18 protein-coding genes and 3 tRNA genes are annotated in these 16,086 nt (G+C 47.5%); 14 read left to right on the top strand and 7 right to left on the bottom strand.

What is annotated here, in order from left to right:
- Nucleotides 1–101 precede the first annotated feature (101 nt).
- Nucleotides 102–938 carry a hypothetical protein gene (locus ACOMG9_RS00310; protein WP_448215324.1) on the bottom strand — a complete coding sequence of 279 codons (837 nt, stop codon included), beginning with the start codon at nucleotides 936–938 and terminating at the stop codon, nucleotides 102–104.
- A gap of 243 nt (nucleotides 939–1,181) precedes the next feature.
- Nucleotides 1,182–2,645, bottom strand: a complete 1,464-nt coding sequence (locus tag ACOMG9_RS00305) for a hypothetical protein (RefSeq protein WP_448215323.1) — start codon at nucleotides 2,643–2,645, stop codon at nucleotides 1,182–1,184.
- 288 nt (nucleotides 2,646–2,933) lie between these two features.
- Between ACOMG9_RS00305 and ACOMG9_RS00300 the strand changes: the two genes are divergently transcribed.
- Nucleotides 2,934–3,197 (top strand): hypothetical protein, encoded by a 264-nt coding sequence (locus ACOMG9_RS00300; RefSeq protein WP_448215322.1) that lies wholly within the window; start codon nucleotides 2,934–2,936, stop codon nucleotides 3,195–3,197.
- Nucleotides 3,194–3,727 carry a helix-turn-helix transcriptional regulator gene (locus ACOMG9_RS00295; RefSeq protein ID WP_422410844.1) on the top strand — a complete coding sequence of 178 codons (534 nt, stop codon included), beginning with the start codon at nucleotides 3,194–3,196 and terminating at the stop codon, nucleotides 3,725–3,727. Before ACOMG9_RS00300 ends, ACOMG9_RS00295 begins: the two co-directional genes overlap by 4 nt.
- A gap of 116 nt (nucleotides 3,728–3,843) precedes the next feature.
- Here the strand turns inward: ACOMG9_RS00295 and puuE are convergent, their stop codons facing one another.
- Nucleotides 3,844–4,776, bottom strand: a complete 933-nt coding sequence (gene puuE, locus ACOMG9_RS00290) for an allantoinase PuuE (protein ID WP_448215321.1) — start codon at nucleotides 4,774–4,776, stop codon at nucleotides 3,844–3,846.
- A gap of 206 nt (nucleotides 4,777–4,982) precedes the next feature.
- Between puuE and alc the strand changes: the two genes are divergently transcribed.
- The 8 genes from alc to ACOMG9_RS00250 all read left to right on the top strand — a co-directional run bounded on the left by alc (nucleotide 4,983) and on the right by ACOMG9_RS00250 (nucleotide 10,771).
- Nucleotides 4,983–6,011, top strand: coding sequence for an allantoicase (gene alc, locus ACOMG9_RS00285; protein WP_494529615.1), 1,029 nt, complete (start codon nucleotides 4,983–4,985; stop codon nucleotides 6,009–6,011).
- Nucleotides 6,008–6,541: a 2-oxo-4-hydroxy-4-carboxy-5-ureidoimidazoline decarboxylase gene (uraD, locus tag ACOMG9_RS00280; protein WP_448215319.1), complete on the top strand. Its 534-nt coding sequence runs from the start codon at nucleotides 6,008–6,010 to the stop codon at nucleotides 6,539–6,541. Before alc ends, uraD begins: the two co-directional genes overlap by 4 nt.
- Nucleotides 6,541–6,879, top strand: a complete 339-nt coding sequence (gene uraH, locus ACOMG9_RS00275; RefSeq protein ID WP_422139551.1) for a hydroxyisourate hydrolase — start codon at nucleotides 6,541–6,543, stop codon at nucleotides 6,877–6,879. The genes uraD and uraH overlap by 1 nt, the downstream gene beginning before the upstream one ends.
- 119 nt (nucleotides 6,880–6,998) lie before the next feature.
- Entirely contained in the window at nucleotides 6,999–7,517 is a 519-nt protein-coding gene (locus ACOMG9_RS00270; protein WP_422136350.1) for an ureidoglycolate lyase, read from the top strand.
- Nucleotides 7,514–8,824, top strand: a complete 1,311-nt coding sequence (gene guaD / locus ACOMG9_RS00265) for a guanine deaminase (protein WP_422136349.1) — start codon at nucleotides 7,514–7,516, stop codon at nucleotides 8,822–8,824. Before ACOMG9_RS00270 ends, guaD begins: the two co-directional genes overlap by 4 nt.
- A 2-nt stretch (nucleotides 8,825–8,826) precedes the next feature.
- Nucleotides 8,827–10,023 carry a urate hydroxylase PuuD gene (locus tag ACOMG9_RS00260; RefSeq protein ID WP_448215318.1) on the top strand — a complete coding sequence of 399 codons (1,197 nt, stop codon included), beginning with the start codon at nucleotides 8,827–8,829 and terminating at the stop codon, nucleotides 10,021–10,023.
- Between the two features lie 173 nt (nucleotides 10,024–10,196).
- A complete protein-coding gene (locus ACOMG9_RS00255; protein ID WP_422136347.1) occupies nucleotides 10,197–10,364 on the top strand; it encodes a rubredoxin in 168 nt (55 codons plus the stop codon).
- Between the two features lie 131 nt (nucleotides 10,365–10,495).
- The gene (locus ACOMG9_RS00250) at nucleotides 10,496–10,771 is read left to right on the top strand and encodes an HU family DNA-binding protein (RefSeq protein ID WP_422136346.1); all 276 of its coding nucleotides are present in this window, start codon (nucleotides 10,496–10,498) and stop codon (nucleotides 10,769–10,771) included.
- A gap of 37 nt (nucleotides 10,772–10,808) precedes the next feature.
- Here the strand turns inward: ACOMG9_RS00250 and ACOMG9_RS00245 are convergent, their stop codons facing one another.
- On the bottom strand, nucleotides 10,809–11,870 hold the full coding sequence (locus ACOMG9_RS00245) for a hypothetical protein (protein ID WP_448215317.1): 1,062 nt from the start codon (nucleotides 11,868–11,870) through the stop codon (nucleotides 10,809–10,811).
- A 284-nt stretch (nucleotides 11,871–12,154) separates the two neighbouring features.
- Here ACOMG9_RS00245 and ACOMG9_RS00240 point away from each other — a divergent pair.
- Together ACOMG9_RS00240 and ACOMG9_RS00235 are read left to right on the top strand one after the other, a co-directional pair.
- Nucleotides 12,155–12,241, top strand: a tRNA-Leu gene (locus ACOMG9_RS00240).
- Between the two features lie 52 nt (nucleotides 12,242–12,293).
- Nucleotides 12,294–12,380 (top strand) — tRNA-Leu (locus ACOMG9_RS00235).
- Between the two features lie 299 nt (nucleotides 12,381–12,679).
- Here the strand turns inward: ACOMG9_RS00235 and ACOMG9_RS00230 are convergent.
- Genes ACOMG9_RS00230 through ACOMG9_RS00220 form a run of 3 tightly spaced genes read right to left on the bottom strand, consistent with a single transcriptional unit; the run spans nucleotide 12,680 to nucleotide 14,391 of the window.
- Nucleotides 12,680–13,141 (bottom strand): hypothetical protein, encoded by a 462-nt coding sequence (locus ACOMG9_RS00230; RefSeq protein ID WP_448215316.1) that lies wholly within the window; start codon nucleotides 13,139–13,141, stop codon nucleotides 12,680–12,682.
- The gene (locus ACOMG9_RS00225; protein ID WP_448215315.1) at nucleotides 13,138–13,809 is read right to left on the bottom strand and encodes a class I SAM-dependent methyltransferase; all 672 of its coding nucleotides are present in this window, start codon (nucleotides 13,807–13,809) and stop codon (nucleotides 13,138–13,140) included. Before ACOMG9_RS00225 ends, ACOMG9_RS00230 begins: the two co-directional genes overlap by 4 nt.
- A gap of 9 nt (nucleotides 13,810–13,818) precedes the next feature.
- Nucleotides 13,819–14,391, bottom strand: coding sequence for a hypothetical protein (locus tag ACOMG9_RS00220; protein WP_448215314.1), 573 nt, complete (start codon nucleotides 14,389–14,391; stop codon nucleotides 13,819–13,821).
- Nucleotides 14,392–14,588: 197 nt separating this feature from the next.
- Between ACOMG9_RS00220 and rhtB the strand changes: the two genes are divergently transcribed.
- Both rhtB and ACOMG9_RS00210 read left to right on the top strand, forming a co-directional pair.
- Nucleotides 14,589–15,200: a homoserine/homoserine lactone efflux protein gene (gene rhtB / locus ACOMG9_RS00215; protein WP_422136325.1), complete on the top strand. Its 612-nt coding sequence runs from the start codon at nucleotides 14,589–14,591 to the stop codon at nucleotides 15,198–15,200.
- Between the two features lie 415 nt (nucleotides 15,201–15,615).
- Nucleotides 15,616–15,691: transfer RNA gene (locus ACOMG9_RS00210), tRNA-Thr, on the top strand.
- The last annotated feature ends 395 nt before the right edge of the window (nucleotides 15,692–16,086 follow it).

Below are 16,086 nucleotides of genomic sequence, written 5' to 3'. Positions count from 1 at the left end.
CCCACAAATGCGTGGGCTGAATTTTAATCAAAAAATTTTGACTGTTGCCTGCTGAACCGGATTATTTATGGGTTTTCGGGCAGGCTCTATTTACCATACGGCTACTGTAAAGTTTTTATATTTGCAATCGCTAAACTCAAAGGAGTTTCATAATACTCCTGGTAATGACTTAATATATCTTCAACAGTATGAAAATAAATACCACTACCTCCCATTTTACCTACACAAACATTATCTCCAATATGAATGAATGTATGAACAAGTTTGTTATTGTTTAAAATTGCAAGAGCAATGAAATGATCCTCTATGTCTGAGTTTTCTAAAGCTGTAAGTTGAAGGTAAAGTTCGTCATGGTATGATTGTGAATTAACCTCCATTAAGTTCACAAACTGAAAGCAGGTTGTTGGCGTTTTTCCACCTTTATAAAAATCGCTAAAAGTTTTATTTCCTGGTAAACGATTTCCAAACTCTGGGGGGAAATCATCAAAAATATTTTGTAAGCCTTGATTTATACATTTTATGAATCGTTCCTGCCATGAATTTGAAGGCTTGTAGTTGCGATTGCCATCATCTGTTTTAATGTTAAAAGATATAACCTTTCCCGGCGTATTGTCACCAATTTTCTGTGCTAAATCATTATCCCTTTCATTCCCGTTGATGCAGTTAAAAAGTTCATATTCTATTTCAAATGGAAGGTACTTTAATACTGTTCTCTTCTCCAAACCGTCTTGAAGCAAACCAGTAAAAGTCTCGTCTCTTTTTTTAGATCTATCAATATTTATACATACTAACGCCTCTTCAGTTTCGACGGACATCTGATGACACCTTGCCTCAGTTTTTTGTAAAGCTGAAGCGTTTTGTTCAAGACAGCCATCGGGTTGAGCAAAAATTTTAGAGGTAACCGCCAGAAGTAATAGAGCTGCAAGTTTAGTAATCATTTCAATATTCAGTTTTAAATGCTATGTGCTGGATCGATAGTATAGGAGGGTGTCGCAAAACTCCAACAACTCGTTCCCACGCTGGAGAGAGTTTTGCAACACGCTCTTAATGGCCTGGAAGAGGCAATGGGCCATCTTGCAGGATAACGAAGCACCTTACGAAATGAAAAGACATTGGCCCTCACAGCAGGAGGGTAATCTTTTTAGGTGATTATCTCCAAACAGTAACGCCTCACTGAATGTTTATTTATCGTAGAGCCTGTTTAATTCTTTCATTAGTTCGTCAGAACTTTGCTGCTTATCAGGGTGAATCATTCTCGCCATATTTCTATAGTCTTTAGCCCGATCTGTTGTCAGCTTGTAACCAATTTTTTCAGCAAAACTTTCAATTGTGTGCATTCCGTATTCTTTTTCAAAAACAAATGCACCATAAAGTGCTTTTATCTTTTGTGCCTGTTCAGTCTCTTCCCTGAGTATACATATTCTCAGTGCTGTGTTGACCAGGGCCGAGTTGATAATTTCATGGCGGAAAACAATATGTGTAAAGGCCATGATATCGCGGTATACGGGATCGGACATATTCTCAAACTCAGTCAGCGCGTTTTGCAGCAGCCCCGTCAGCATATCAAGGACAATAGTTTGAGCAGCTTCGTCAGGCATTACCAGACTCAATAGGATATCGATCCGGTTAGTATCCGATTTCAAATCCATCTGCTGCAGAACTTTCTGGAAAGTAGTAACCCCTAGTTGTGCCCTGTGCTCAGTTTTGAATTTTAGTGCAGACTCAAGTTCACCTCTGAGAACACAGATCTCCAGGGCCATATTCGCCAGCTCAATATTACCCAAGTGATGACTAAGAATAAGATCGGTAAATTCCTTGATTCCGCTGTACTTGAGCCAGCTCATATTAACGGCTTGCGGCAGCGCGTTTTGCAGAAAATGCGTCAGGATATCCTGGGCAATGGTTTGAGTGGCTGCATCAGGCGTTACCAGATCCAATAGAATATCGGTTTTTCCTTTTTGTAGACAAATCCCCTCTTCCAATTCTTGGACTATTTGCCTCAGAACTGTCTGGAAATGGGTAGCCTCAAGTTGTGCCCGGTACTTTGTTTTGAATTCTTGTGCAGACTCAAGATCATCTTTGAGAACACAGATATACAGGGCAATATTCGCCAGCTCATTGTTAACGATGTCATGGTTGAAAAAAAGCCGGGTAAATTCCACGGTATTGCGGTGCATGTGAAGACTTGTAGTAGCCTTGGCGCTTGCTAGAGCTTTTTGCAGTACACCATCCAATACCGTTCGGGCAACCGCCTGAGTGGCCGGTTCGGACGATGAAAGTTCAAATAAGCTCCTGGCCTGTTGGACATTGAGGGTTTTTGCGGCACTTTCCAGGCCCACTTTCAGAATATCTGCGGTCAGAATAGCGCCATGGTCATTGACCAGCCGATGTGCCAGAGAGAAGTCCCCGTCGCGAATTGCTGCCTCCAGTGTCACCTGGGTGGCAGAGGTAATTTTCCGAACTCCAATGCACTTATCACATTGACGCTGATCAGAATTAAATGCATACCCGTAGCTATCTACAACGATTTTCTTATCGAATTCCACCTGACAGATGACACATACGCTTTTATCGTCATTGCTTATGTCGGCCGTGTCAGACGATGAAGTCGTAGCCTTCCATGATGTACCGCTGATAGCCTGCATAATAATTCTCCTTAAATATTTACACTTTGCAAGTTTGACAACAATGGGAGCGAAAAGTTTCAGAAACTGCCTGTTAAAGTGTCGTTACAGACTTTTTTGACGTGAAAGCAGGTGTTGAGCCTGTAGAAAAAACTCAAAGCAATGACAGAGCAGATAAATAACATTCACTCCCTTGAATGGCGAAAGTGAGATTTTATACCAGACTGTTCGGTTTGCCTCTGAACAAATACTTTCAGGTTGTCAATTGACAACCTGAAGAATCATCGCTAAGTTTATCAGGATCAAACCATGCCAAGAAAAAAGCATCCGAACAAAGAAATTGAAGCAGCATTGAAATATGCAGAAAGCAAAGGCTGGCGTATTGAAGTTGGTTGCTCGCATGCTTGGGGCAGGCTCTACTGTCCGTTTAATAATGCCGAGTGTCGGCTTGGTGAATTCTGCATTTCCAGTATTTACAGTACACCCAGAGATACGACGAAACATGCGCGCCAAATTCGCAGGATCGTAGATCACTGCATTCTGACCATACCAATGCACCAGGAGCGATTATGAAATCCTATGAATTTATCCTTCGTTTCAGCATCAAAGAGTGCGCTCAGGACGTTGATGATATTATCGAAGCGCTGGGCGAGGCGGGTTGCAATGACATGTTGATTGGTATTGGTCAGGCAGGGCGAATGGCCATGATGTTCGACCGGGATGGCACCAGTGCTGCTGATGCCGTTGGCAGCGCAATACGGGACGTGAAAGCAGTGATTCCTGATATCAGGCTTCTTGAAGCTTCACCGGACCTCGTTGGGCTGACGGACACAGCGGAGCTACTGGGTTTCTCAAGACAGAATATGCGAAAACTGATGACCAGTAATCCAGAGAGTTTTCCCGCCCCGGTTCACGAGGGCAAACAGGCACTCTGGCCTCTTGAAACCTTGCTGACCTGGCTGAGAGAAAATAAACAGTACGAGATTGATGATTCGTTGCTGGAGTTGGCAAAGGCCAATCGGCATCTTAACCTGGCCTCAGCCACCAGAAGTTCAGACCCTGATCAGCTGAAAGCTTTTGGCCGCTTGCTGGCAGGTGATTGACAGGCTTCCCAAACGAGAGGCGCCGCCATAGACAGTTCAACGAATCTATGATTTCCACAATGGCCACCATCTGCGCTGACCATTGATACGGTTCAAACGGGCTCAGCGAGATTAATCTATCGGGCACCCGTCTCGTTGCAGGGATGATGCTCATGCCAGTGGCGGGCGATTTGCTCACGGGTGCATAGCCATACTTTTTCCTTCGACTGCACATAATCCAGAAAACGCATCAGCGCAGCGGCACGGCCCGGCCTGCCTACCAAACGACAATGCAACCCTACTGACATCATCTTTGGCTGATCAGCACCCTCATCATAGAGCACATCAAACGCATCTTTCAGATAACTGAAAAACTGATCGCCAGAATTAAAACCCTGAGCGGTTGCAAAACGCATATCATTGCAGTCCAGCGTATAAGGCACGACTAACTGCGGCTGATCAAATCGGGTATCCCAATAAGGCAGATCGTCTGCATAACTGTCTGCGTGGTAGAGGAAACTTCCCTCTTCTGCCACCAGCTGCTCTGTTTGGGGGCTGCAGCGACCTGTATACCAACCCGAAGGTTTCTGGCCGGTCATTTCTGTGTGAATTTGAATGGCCTTTTGCATATGCTCACGCTCTTCATCAGGATCGTGAAACTGGTAATCAATCCAGCGATAGCCGTGGCTGGCTATCTCCCAGTCAGCCTTCAGCATGGCCTCAACCGCCTGAGGGTTCCGCTGCATGGCCATGGCTACGGCATACACCGTCACAGGAATGTTTCTCTGGGTGAAGATACGGTGCAGCCGCCAGAAACCAGCCCTGGCCCCATAATCGTAGATAGATTCCATACTGATATGGCGCATCCCCTCATACGACTGGGCACCAATAATTTCGGAAAGGAAAGCTTCTGAACCCCTGTCACCATGAAGTACAGAGTTTTCACCACCTTCCTCGTAATTTATGACAAACTGAACGGCAATCCGCGACTGCCCCGGCCATTGCGGATGAGGTGGGGTATTTCCATACCCTGTTAAGTCTCTGGGGTAGTGGTTATCACTGAGATTCATGGCAAACTCCGACTTATTTTTTTTGTTTAAATCAATATATTGATTGACCTGTAGTATCTATGGCATAAACTCCCAAAGTCTGACCATTTGGTCAACATTTTGCTTATAATTTACAACATCCATTTTGCCAGAACACAGAAAAATATGCCCTTTTAGCTGGGGACAATAATACTCCAATAAAAAACCAACAAAAATCAGGATATGCGATGAATACAATGACTGATGGCTCAACAACCACTGACGGCTCTGACGAAGCCCTGCTATGGCGACAGACAAAAGTCGATCTGGCCGCCCGTGCCCTGGGTGGAGATGTACTGTCTGCAAGCGATGACTTCTTTGCTGAAAAAGACAACCTTTTGCTGGACTCCGAGCCGGTTTTTCTTCCGGAAAAATACACGGCTTACGGCAAATGGATGGACGGCTGGGAGTCCCGCCGACGCCGCAGCGGCGATCATGACTGGGTCATCGTCAGACTTGCGACCCCGGGAATGGTGGAAGGGGTAGAAGTCGATACCCGCCACTTCAAAGGTAATGCACCGGGCGCCGTTCAGCTGGAATACATCGCCAGCGAATCTGACCCCAGTGAACAAAGCCAATGGCAGCCTATGATTGCAAGAATGGCGGTTGATGCCGACTACCGAAATCTGATCTGTCTGGACCAACCTGTCGAAGCCACTCATATTCGTCTGACCATTTTCCCCGATGGTGGTGTTGCCCGCCTGAGAGTTTATGGAAAAATCCTCTTTAACACTCAACACCTTCTTCCCAACGAACCCGTTGATCTATCGGCTCTGATGAATGGAGCCCGCCCTGTCAGCTGTTCAGACGCTTTCTTCAGTCCGATGCAAAACCTGCTTCGTCCGGGTCGCGGTGCCGATATGCATGATGGCTGGGAAACCCGCAGAAGACGCAATGGCGGTCACGACTGGATGATCATCAGGCTGGCGACACCTGGTAAAATTGGTCGGGTTGAGATTGATACCCTGCACTTCAAAGGAAACTATCCTGACAGAGGAAGCCTGGAAGGCTGTTATTTTGAGGGAGAAGTGCCTGATGACACGGCACAATGGCGCCCGATCCTGAGCGAACAGAAACTTCATGCTCACCGTAATCACTCTTTTGTAGAGAATCTGGAAAATACTCAGGAAATATACACCCATGTTCGCCTGAATATTTTCCCCGATGGTGGCGTATCAAGATTGAGAGTTGTCGGTCAGCCGGAGCCCACAAAATGACATTGAACGAACTGAATACCCTGAGCGAAGAGCAGGCATCAGAAACTTTTCGTCAGTGTTGTGCCAGCGGTCAGTGGGTTGAGTCCATGGTAGTAGCAAGACCCTTTGCTAATATTGAAAGCCTGCTGATTGCTGCTAATGCCGTTTGGTCTCACTGCCAGAAGCCCGACTACCTGGAAGCGTTTGATGCCCACCCGAAAATCGGTGACATCAACAGCCTGAAAGAAAAATACAGGAATACTCAAACCATGGCAGGCCATGAGCAGTCCGGCGTCGATGAGGCCAATGAAAAAACCCTCCAGGCACTGGCTGAAGGCAACGAACAGTACGAACGGCAGTTTGGCTATATCTTCATTGTCTGCGCTACCGGCAAAAGTGCCAGCGAGATGCTGACGCTGCTGGAGGAACGTTTGAGTAACGAGCCAGAGGAAGAACTCTCCATTGCAGCGGCTGAACAGCATAAAATAACCAGTATTCGCCTGTGCAAAATGCTCAAGAACACCTCTTTGGCCAAAGAAGGAGTAATTTAATGACCGGGATCAGTACTCATATCCTCGACACAGCTCGTGGCCATCCTGCCGACCAGGTTCCTGTCACTCTATACAAACAGGCTGAAGACAGCTGGGTAGAGGTTGGACGGGGCATAACAAACGCCGACGGAAGAGTAAACAGTCTGACTACGGACGAAGTAAACCTTCCGGAAGGCATTTATAAGCTGGACTTTGCGATTCAGGATTACTTTAACCGGCTGGAACAAAAATGCTTTTATCCGGAAGTCCCGGTCATTTTTGAAGTCAGCGACGATCGCCACCACCATGTGCCATTGCTGATATCTCCCTTTGGGTATTCGACTTACAGAGGTAGCTGATTTCCATTGTTCATAAGGTCTGTAAGTCAAACATGAACAGCGTTGCAAAGCGCTTAGCGAAAAGCCCTTAGCCCCAAAAAGCCCTGAGCTAACAGAAAATAAATATAAAGAGGCATTCCATGCCAACCACGTTAACCACCCGGGCTCTCCCTGTAGAGCCCTTGTCTGCCGAAGCTTTCAAACCCTTCGGCGATGTGATCGAAGCCTGTGGTGACGCCATGATCATCAATCAGGGCCGCTGTCGTAAGTTTAACGATCTCACCCGAATTCAAACCGATGCCGTGGGGGAAGTGGCTATTCATATTTACCACACTCAAGCCATCAAACAGCCCTACCAACTGGATTTGCTGGAACGCCACCCTCTGGGCAGCCAGACCTTTATGCCTCTGGAGCAGCAGCCGTTTTTGATTGTTGTTGCTCCTGATAACCACTCGGAGCCGGACTTTAATCATATTCGCTGTTTCATCACTGATGGTTCCCAGGGCATTAATTACCATCCGGGCACCTGGCATCATCCGCTACTCTCTGCCGGTGACGGAATCTCCTATCTGGTGATTGACCGGGCCGGGCCAGGACACAACTGTGACGAAGTTTTAATCCCTGCCCACCTTTCCCTGACCGTGGGAGCACCCTTATGACGAGCACTGCAACTACCCCTGTTTTCTGGCGTGCTTCTGTACTCCACTTTCTGGACGATCCCGATAAGGGAGAACAAAGCTGGGAATACTTTGACGACGGTGGACTATTGGTTGAGTCGGGTTGTATCAAAGCCTGCGGCCCTGCCAAGAACTTATTGCAAGAACTGCCGGAAGACTGTGAAATCAGAGACCTTTCAGGCAGGCTGATCATACCGGGATTTATCGATACTCATGTGCACTATCCCCAGCTGGAAGTCATGGCAGGTTGCGGAGTGCAACTGCTGGACTGGCTGGAACAGTATACTTTTCCTGCTGAAGCCCGCTTTTCAGATCCTGAATATGCCCGGGACATTGCAGAGTTGTTTCTGGATCAGTGCCTGAACAGTGGAACGACTACCGCACTGGTTTTTGGCACAGTCTCTCCCCAATCAGTTGATGCTTTCTTTGAAGCTGCGCAAAAGCGCAAGATGCGTATGATTGCCGGCAAGGTCATGATGGATCGCAATGCGCCAGACTACCTGCTCGACACCCCGGAAAGCAGCTATGAAGAGTCAAAGCAACTGATTGATCGCTGGCACAACAAGGGTCGATTGTCTTATGCCGTCACTCCCCGCTTTGCTCCAACCTCTTCTTCCGAGCAGCTCACCCTGGCTGGAAGACTGCTCAGAGAACATAACGGTCTCTACCTGCATACCCACCTGTCTGAAAACCCCAAAGAAATAGAGTGGGTTCAGGAACTGTTTCCTGACAGTAAAAATTATCTGGATGTTTATGACCAGCATGGTCTGCTGGGTCCCCGCTCGATCTTTGCCCACTCCATCCATCTGTGCGACGAGAGTTGGGAGCGAATGGCTGAAAGTGATTCATCCATTGCCTGCTGTCCGGGTTCCAACCTGTTCCTGGGCAGCGGTTTATTCCGTTTTTCTAATGCTAAAAACAAAAATATTCGTGTCGGGCTGGGCACAGACGTGGGTGGTGGCACCAGTCTTTGTCTGTTGAACACGATGAAAGACGCTTATCAGGTATCTCAGTTGGGTGAGAATACGATATCTCCTCTTCAAGCTTTCTACCTGGCCACTCTGGGTGGGGCCAGAGCCCTGCATCTCGATGACCGCATTGGCAGTTTCCGGGTCGGTAACGAGGCAGACTTTCTGGTGCTTAATCCCGAAGCCACACCTTTGTTGAAATTCAGAACAGAGAAAACACAAACACTTGAAGAGTTGCTGGGTGTACTGATGGTAATGGGTGACGACCGGGTCATTGAAAAAGCCATTATCATGGGCCAGGAAACTCGAGGAAGAAGCTGAGTATGGAATCCTATATACAAGACTGGTTGAACCTGATTTTTCGATGGTTGCACGTCACAGCAGGTATTGCCTGGATTGGTGCCTCCTTTTACTTCAACTGGCTGGAAGGCCGGTTGGAAAAAGCTCCTCAGGCAAAACAGAAAAAAGGTATTAAAGGGGAATTATGGGCTGTGCACGGTGGTGGCTTCTATGAAGTAAACAAATACCATCTGGCACCGGAGAAAATGCCGGAAACCCTGCACTGGTTCAAATGGGAAGCTTATGTTACCTGGCTCAGTGGCTTTGGCCTGCTGGCCATCATCTACTACTGGGGAGCAGAAAGTTATCTGCTGTCGTCAGACTCTTCACTGTCCCCGGCCTCAGCTATTGCGGTCAGCCTATTCAGCCTGTTCGTGAGCTGGCTGGCTTATGACTTTCTTTGCCGAACGCCATTGTTTAAAAATGAAAGACTGTTCAGCGCGGTACTCTTTGGGCTGATTGTTTTTGCCGCCTGGGGATATGCGCAACTATTCAGCGACAGAGCAGCTTATATCCACGTTGGTGCCCTGATCGGAACCCTGATGGTGGGTAATGTCTTCCGGATTATCATCCCGTCCCAGAGGAAGCTGGTTGACGCAGCACAAAGAGGTGATACCAGCTTTGATCCGGCCATTGCCCAACATGCACTGCTTCGCTCCAGGCACAACAACTACTTCACCTTGCCGCTGTTGTTTATCATGATCAGCGGCCATTACCCAATGACTTATGGTCATGACTGGAACTGGGCGATTCTTGCTGCCCTGTCGCTGGCTGCGATTCTGATCCGACACTTCTTTAACCGTCGTAACCAGGGTGCTGTATTAACCTGGCTCTGGCCTGCCGCTGCCGTTGTCATGTTGAGTCTGGCGTTTGTTATACGACCACAAATGGCCCCAATATCCGAGGTTGCAAAAGCACCCGCTTTTGACAAACAGGAAATTGTCGAGATTGTCACCAGCCGCTGTTCTACCTGTCATGGGGCCAAGCCAACTGACCCTCTCTTCCAGACAGCGCCAGGTGGCCTGATCTTTGACGATTATGAATCCATCGCCAGCAAAGCGGACAAAATCTACAGTCAGTCCGTTCAGACACAGATCATGCCACTGGCAAACCGTACAGAGATGACGGAAGAAGAACGCCAGCTTCTGGGGCGGTGGTATCAGCAGCTGAAATCTGAATAGGAGAACAAGGTCACAGTTTTCATCACCCCGGGCTCTGTCAAAAACAGAGCCCGGGGTGTTATTGTTATTCCAATGCTTTTTCCTTGCCCTTTTTTTCACCCCCGAGCAGCTTTCATTGTATAAGATTGAGACAGTCGTCACTGACTTTTAAACGGCTATTAATGGAGACAGACATGAAGAAATGGCAGTGTGTTGTTTGCGGTTTTATCTATGACGAAGAACAGGGCTGGCCTGATGAGGGGGTTGAGCCGGGTACTCGCTGGGAGGATGTTCCTGAAGACTGGCACTGTCCTGACTGTGGTGTCGGCAAAGAAGACTTTGAAATGGTCAAAATTGGCTAATTTGGTCGAAATAATCCGATTCCCGTGTTTTTCACGAGAAAGCCTATTGCTCTAACCATTACAGTGTTTTAGTCTGTTCATGACTGCTTATCCATCGGAAGAAAGAAAAACAAGAAGGAGTGCATGAAACCATGCGTAAACCAGAACTCGTTAACGCCATTGCCGATCAGGCAGATCTGACAAAAGAACAAGCCAATCAGGCACTCAACGCCATGATTGAAGTCATAACCTCCGCTCTGAAACAAGAAGACACTGTCAGCCTTGTAGGCTTTGGTACATTCCTGCAACGCAGCAGAGCCGCACGCACAGGTAAAAACCCGCAAACAGGAGAGCCGATTCAGATTGCTGCCAGCAATACGGTCGCCTTCAAACCAGGTAAATCATTGAAAGACGCAGTTAACGGCTGATACCGGCTGAGCCCAATAATACCCGAGGTTGCTCTGCTTACAGAACAACCTCATTTATTGAAACCTTTCTTTTTCCAGACAGCCAGAGCCTCTCTGAGTATCTTCCCAGCAGCCAGAAACTGAGCGCCAGCAATGCAAAAAACAGTGCTGTATTTATCTCTTCCCAAGCGTACTCAAAGAACCGGGTATACAGATTCAGCAACAAAAAGGAGATTCCGCTGATTCTCAGAATAGAGTCATCTCTGCAAAAACCGATAAACATCGCCAAACCTGACGCTGCCGCCATGGCCAGTCGCCATAACCAAAGCTGCATTTCTGATGCCTCAAGGGCTTTAAGCCCGTAGTTGTAATTACTCGTCATGGACAAAATCCACAAGCACACGAAAAGCATCATTAAGGAAATAAACTGAGTCATATCAAAAAAGGCTCTGGTTCGTTTAAAAAAGGGCAGGCCATAGCCCAACAGAAGAACCACCAAACTGAAGAAAAGAAATCGCAAGGGATAGCTCATCCCGAAAAACGGCTGATAGTAACCACCAGCCCAGTAAGTCGTTTCAGCAAAAAACCAGAAAGCCAATGCTCCTAGACACAAAACCCAGAGCAACAGAGATTCCAGCAGTAATGCCAGCACCAGATAGATCACGGCACCAAGAAGTAATAGCAGCGAATAGTGGCCACTTCCTGTATAAACGGCCCGACCCAGGTAGTAAATGGAAGCCGCTGTGGATGCAGCGCCCAGAAAAAAAACAAGCTCCTGACTAAAGACACGGCCTGTCTGACGGGACTTGAACCAACCGCCAAACAGATAAAAACCAACTGACAACGCAGCAAAAAACAAACTTCGGGTGCCGTCCTGAAGAGTCAATAAACGCTCCAGCCATGCCATCAGAGCCTCATCCATAACCACTGCTAACAGGGATAGCACCATGGAAGACAATGCAGCCCAAAAAGCGTATTGAGCCAACATTCGCCACTGAAAGGAGTGCACGTCCAGAGAGTCCAGCAGGGCTTCCTTTTTAACTTCATCCAGAAGACCATCCCGGGACCAGTTATCCAGTGTTGCTTGCAGAAATCGGTGCTGTTTTTCATTCACTTTCATGATGTCCTCCTAAGGTGTCTTCAGGAACCAGAGCCTGTCTTTTCACAGATCATAGTGAGAAGCCTCTATCAGCCCCTTGCATCAAAAGCCCGCCAGACCTTCATCATCGTTCAATGAGTCCGGACAACCTGGCAAACATCCGCCGGAATCCGGGTAAGCCTTTCATTTTCAAATGCTTATAGCGTACATTCCGAACCCCTATTTTTCGAGCGGGGTGTTGACACTTTCGCCTTAAATCCCTAATATTCGCCGCACTTGTTGAGCAGCCTATTGCTGATCACAGGGCCCAGGTGGCGGAATTGGTAGACGCGCTAGCTTCAGGTGCTAGTGTCCGAAAGGGCGTGGAAGTTCGAGTCTTCTCCTGGGCACCAATCATTAACAATGATTGGGCAGGACGCAAAGTCCATACAATTTAAGTGACAGGCCCAGGTGGCGGAATTGGTAGACGCGCTAGCTTCAGGTGCTAGTGTCCGAAAGGGCGTGGAAGTTCGAGTCTTCTCCTGGGCACCAATCCTCAAGATCTTGTCGTGTGATTCATGGCAAGAAAACCGGTAAATTCCCGGCTCTCTCATCTCTCTTCCTTTTTATTCTCTCTCATCTTTTATTTACTGTTTTTTCCGGATATGAGTCTCATTCACTTCCAGTATTTTGTGGCCGGATACCAATCCTTCATTGTCAGACACGCATTTGGCTTTCAGATCGTGGAAGTGCCACCTTTCTACAAACAGTTCTGATATATACCTGCTCTACCCCAGCAAATCAGCGGCTGTCGTAGACAAGCCGCTGGATTTTGCTATTAAATGACGTGGTTATTTTTTGAGATGATTCACGATGATGGCGAGTGTTTCTTCAATCTTGTCAAAGCGCTTATCGTGCTCGTCGAAGCGTTCATCAATCCTGTCAAAGCGCCTATCATGTTCGTCAAAGCGCTTATCGTGTGCGTCGAGTCGTTTATCAATCTTGTCAAAACGCTTATCGTGTTCGTCAAAACGCTTATCGTGTTCGTCAAAACGCTTATCTTGTTCGTCAAAACGTTCATCAACTCTCTTAAAGCCTGCAAGTGTTGCTTGTGTCAGTGCCGAAAGATCAGATTTAACCCTGATAACCTCAGATTTGACCCCTGCAATATCCAACTTTAAGTCTGCAATGTCATGCTGGTTAGTCATAGCAATGCTCTGTGTGTCTGCGCAAACCTTCACCAGACTGTGCATGTTAGCGTCCATCTGTCTATGTTGCTCCTCAAGTCTTTCAACTCTTGCCTCAAGGCTCATACATTTACCTTTACAGTTTGTTGTGTGAGCGATGAGCTTAGTAGACAATCGAGAGTGTCACAAAGGCACTTGGCAAAATTATTGACCGCCTGTTCACAGGCATCGGTTGATGCCCAGAGCAGGGTGGCATTCATTGCTGTTGTGCTGATGGCGGCCCTCCGGAATAGACGTCCATCCAGTAGTTCGTAGCCTTTTTCTTTGATCAGGGTTTCCCAGCTGTTACGGAACCCAATGATGCGTGTGTTTTCATACAGCCCTGCCGCTTCGCCTTCCCGGGTAATCTCACAAAAGTCCGCGTGGTTAGGGTCTGAGGGGAGGATCATGTGCTCTTTGCGATGGAGGATTGGCGGGTTGGTGAAGCTGGTAAAGTCAGTGGCTTTTATTTTCTCGCTGGCGAAGTCTAAGCCATAACTGAAGTGCAGTGATGGATAGGCTTCGTCGTAGAAATCCAGATAGTAGAGCAGGGTGACTTTGAAAGAGTCTTTATGGAGGCGAAGGATATCCCAGTGTTGTTCCGGTATGCCTGAATTCGTTGCTTTCTGATAAATCCAAGAGAAAAAATCCGGTGCGGTTTCACTCAGTGCCGAACGGTGGAGATAGAGTGCTCTAGGCAGTTTTTTGCCGAGCTCCAGTTGTGCAACGGTTTCATACCATTCTTGTTCATTCATGGCCTTTATTTATAGCTGAAATTCTTCAAGAAAGCGCTCTGGGGAGAGATTCCGGGGAATATAACCCTGACCATTGGTTTTTGGTGTCATTATACATACGGCTGCATTTCGGGAGTCGCTGTTGTAACTAACGTGAATGGGCTTGTCATGCCCATAAAAGTAGAGCCTGTCAAAGGGGAGCTGTTTAACGATCCATGTGGTTATCTCCAATGATGAGGTGTCCGGCACATGAAAATCGCAGGCAGCTCCTCCCCGGGAGCAGATGATGTCTCCCTTCCTATTTTTTTCAAAGCAGCTGTGCTGATCCAGTGTGGGGTAGATAGAAGGCAGCACGCCCTGTTCTTTGGCCAGCTTTTTTCTTGCCGTCGCCAATGGGGGGGAGCAAAAGCCGTAGGTGATTTCCAAGGCACCAAACTGCTCATAAACCGGATCGAGTATATAGATCGCCAAATCAGCAAGAGCCTGCCAGCTTTGGTCATTTAGCGGCAGGTTATCAATAGACGACGATTGCCAGGTTTCACCGCACTCAACCAGCTGCCGGTAGGTGAAGTGTTTGCTGCAAGGTTGGTTCAGCTGGGGCATGGTGAAACCTGCTATTGTTTCTTCTCTTGGGCACCATATCACAGACTTTAAAAAGCAGATCTTTGATCGGCTTTTTTAGTATTCAGATCTCGATTTTTTTCTCTTCTTTTAATTTGTGTTGCGCACACTCGATTCATCGATTAAAAAACAGTCTGATCTACAGTTAAAAGACTTGTTTTTTCTGACCTGGAACCTCAATGGAACTTAATACCTGGCTGACTTTTCTGGCCGCAACCATCATTATCAGCTTAACGCCGGGAGCCGGTGCGGTTAATACCATGGCCAACGCCATTCGCTCAGGGCTGATCCGGACCCTGCCATCCATCATGGGACTCCAGGTCGCTCTGATTATATTTCTGATTGTCGTCGCTGCAGGTCTTGGGGCCATCCTTGCAGCCTCAGAGACACTGTTTACCCTGATCAAGTGGACAGGTGCTCTTTACCTGATTTTCCTGGGCATCATGAAATGGCGTGAAGCACCCAATGAGTTTTCGGTCGAAAGCCAAATCCGCACCAGCAAGAAAAAATCCTTTGCCAGTGCCATTCTGGTGAATCTGACTAACCCCAAGGCCATTGTTTTTCAGGCGGCTTTCCTGCCGCAGTTTATTGATCCTGCGCTGACACTCTGGCCCCAATACCTGATTATGGGAATCACTATGATCCTGGTTGATAGCCTGGTCATGCTGGGTTACGCCAGCTTCGCCCTAAAGCTGATGCCATTTCTGAAAAAATACGGGAAGCTGCAAAACCGATTGTTTGGCTCAATGTTTATAACCTGCGGCGGGCTTCTGGCTGCCAGTCAGCGATAACTGTTCCAACGCACTATGGTCAATGTCTCACAAAAGGAAGAGGAAACCTCTGGTTTCGGAAAATACCTAGCCATGGATAATAGGAATCGTCAGCAGGGAACAGGACGTTCGTAAAGTCAGGAAGACTTTAGCTGACAAGGATTATTTCAGGCAGGACGCCTCGGGATACTCAGGAAGACTTGAATACCGCAGGAAGCGGACAAAGCAGGAAGCTTTGAAGTCAGCATTCAGATGGGAAGTAAATTGAGGCAGGACGCCTGAAGTGGTCAGGAAAGACCAGGATAGCAGGATGCTCGTTTCAGAGCAGGAAGAGGTTTCACAAGGATCGTACAAAAAGCAGACCGCAGGGTCTGTTTTTTGTACCCGGTGTTATTGACAAAGAACCTGCTCATACATATTATGCACCTCGTTCTTTGCCGGTATAGCTCAGTTGGTAGAGCAACTGACTTGTAATCAGTGGGTCCCGAGTTCGACTCTTGGTGCCGGCACCATATATAGCAAAGCCCGTAGCGTTAGTGAACACTACGGGCTTTTTGCTTTCTGAGCTTTTGCGCCTGCTAATGCGCCCTCTTTCCGTCGGAATAGGTCAACACTAGATTAGGGGAAGGTTATCCAGTGCCTTCTATCACATATACCCAACCCACTCTATACGTCTTAAAATGCCTTAACTGCTCAAACACACCCTGATACACTTCATTAAAAACAACCGGAGGATAGCTATTTTTTTGAAGCAGCATGATCAGCTGAACCCCCAGAACTGATTTGAGATTATTCAGGTTGCTCCAGTCTGGAAAGCGAACCTGCATCCAGCCCGATCTCAACACTAGATGCCAGCACCAAACACCAAGAAGTCGACGTACATACAGTTCATTTTTTATCAAACTTT

This window comes from Endozoicomonas sp. PH6C (assembly GCF_059322965.1).
This window is presented reverse-complemented; position numbering and strand designations above follow the sequence as displayed.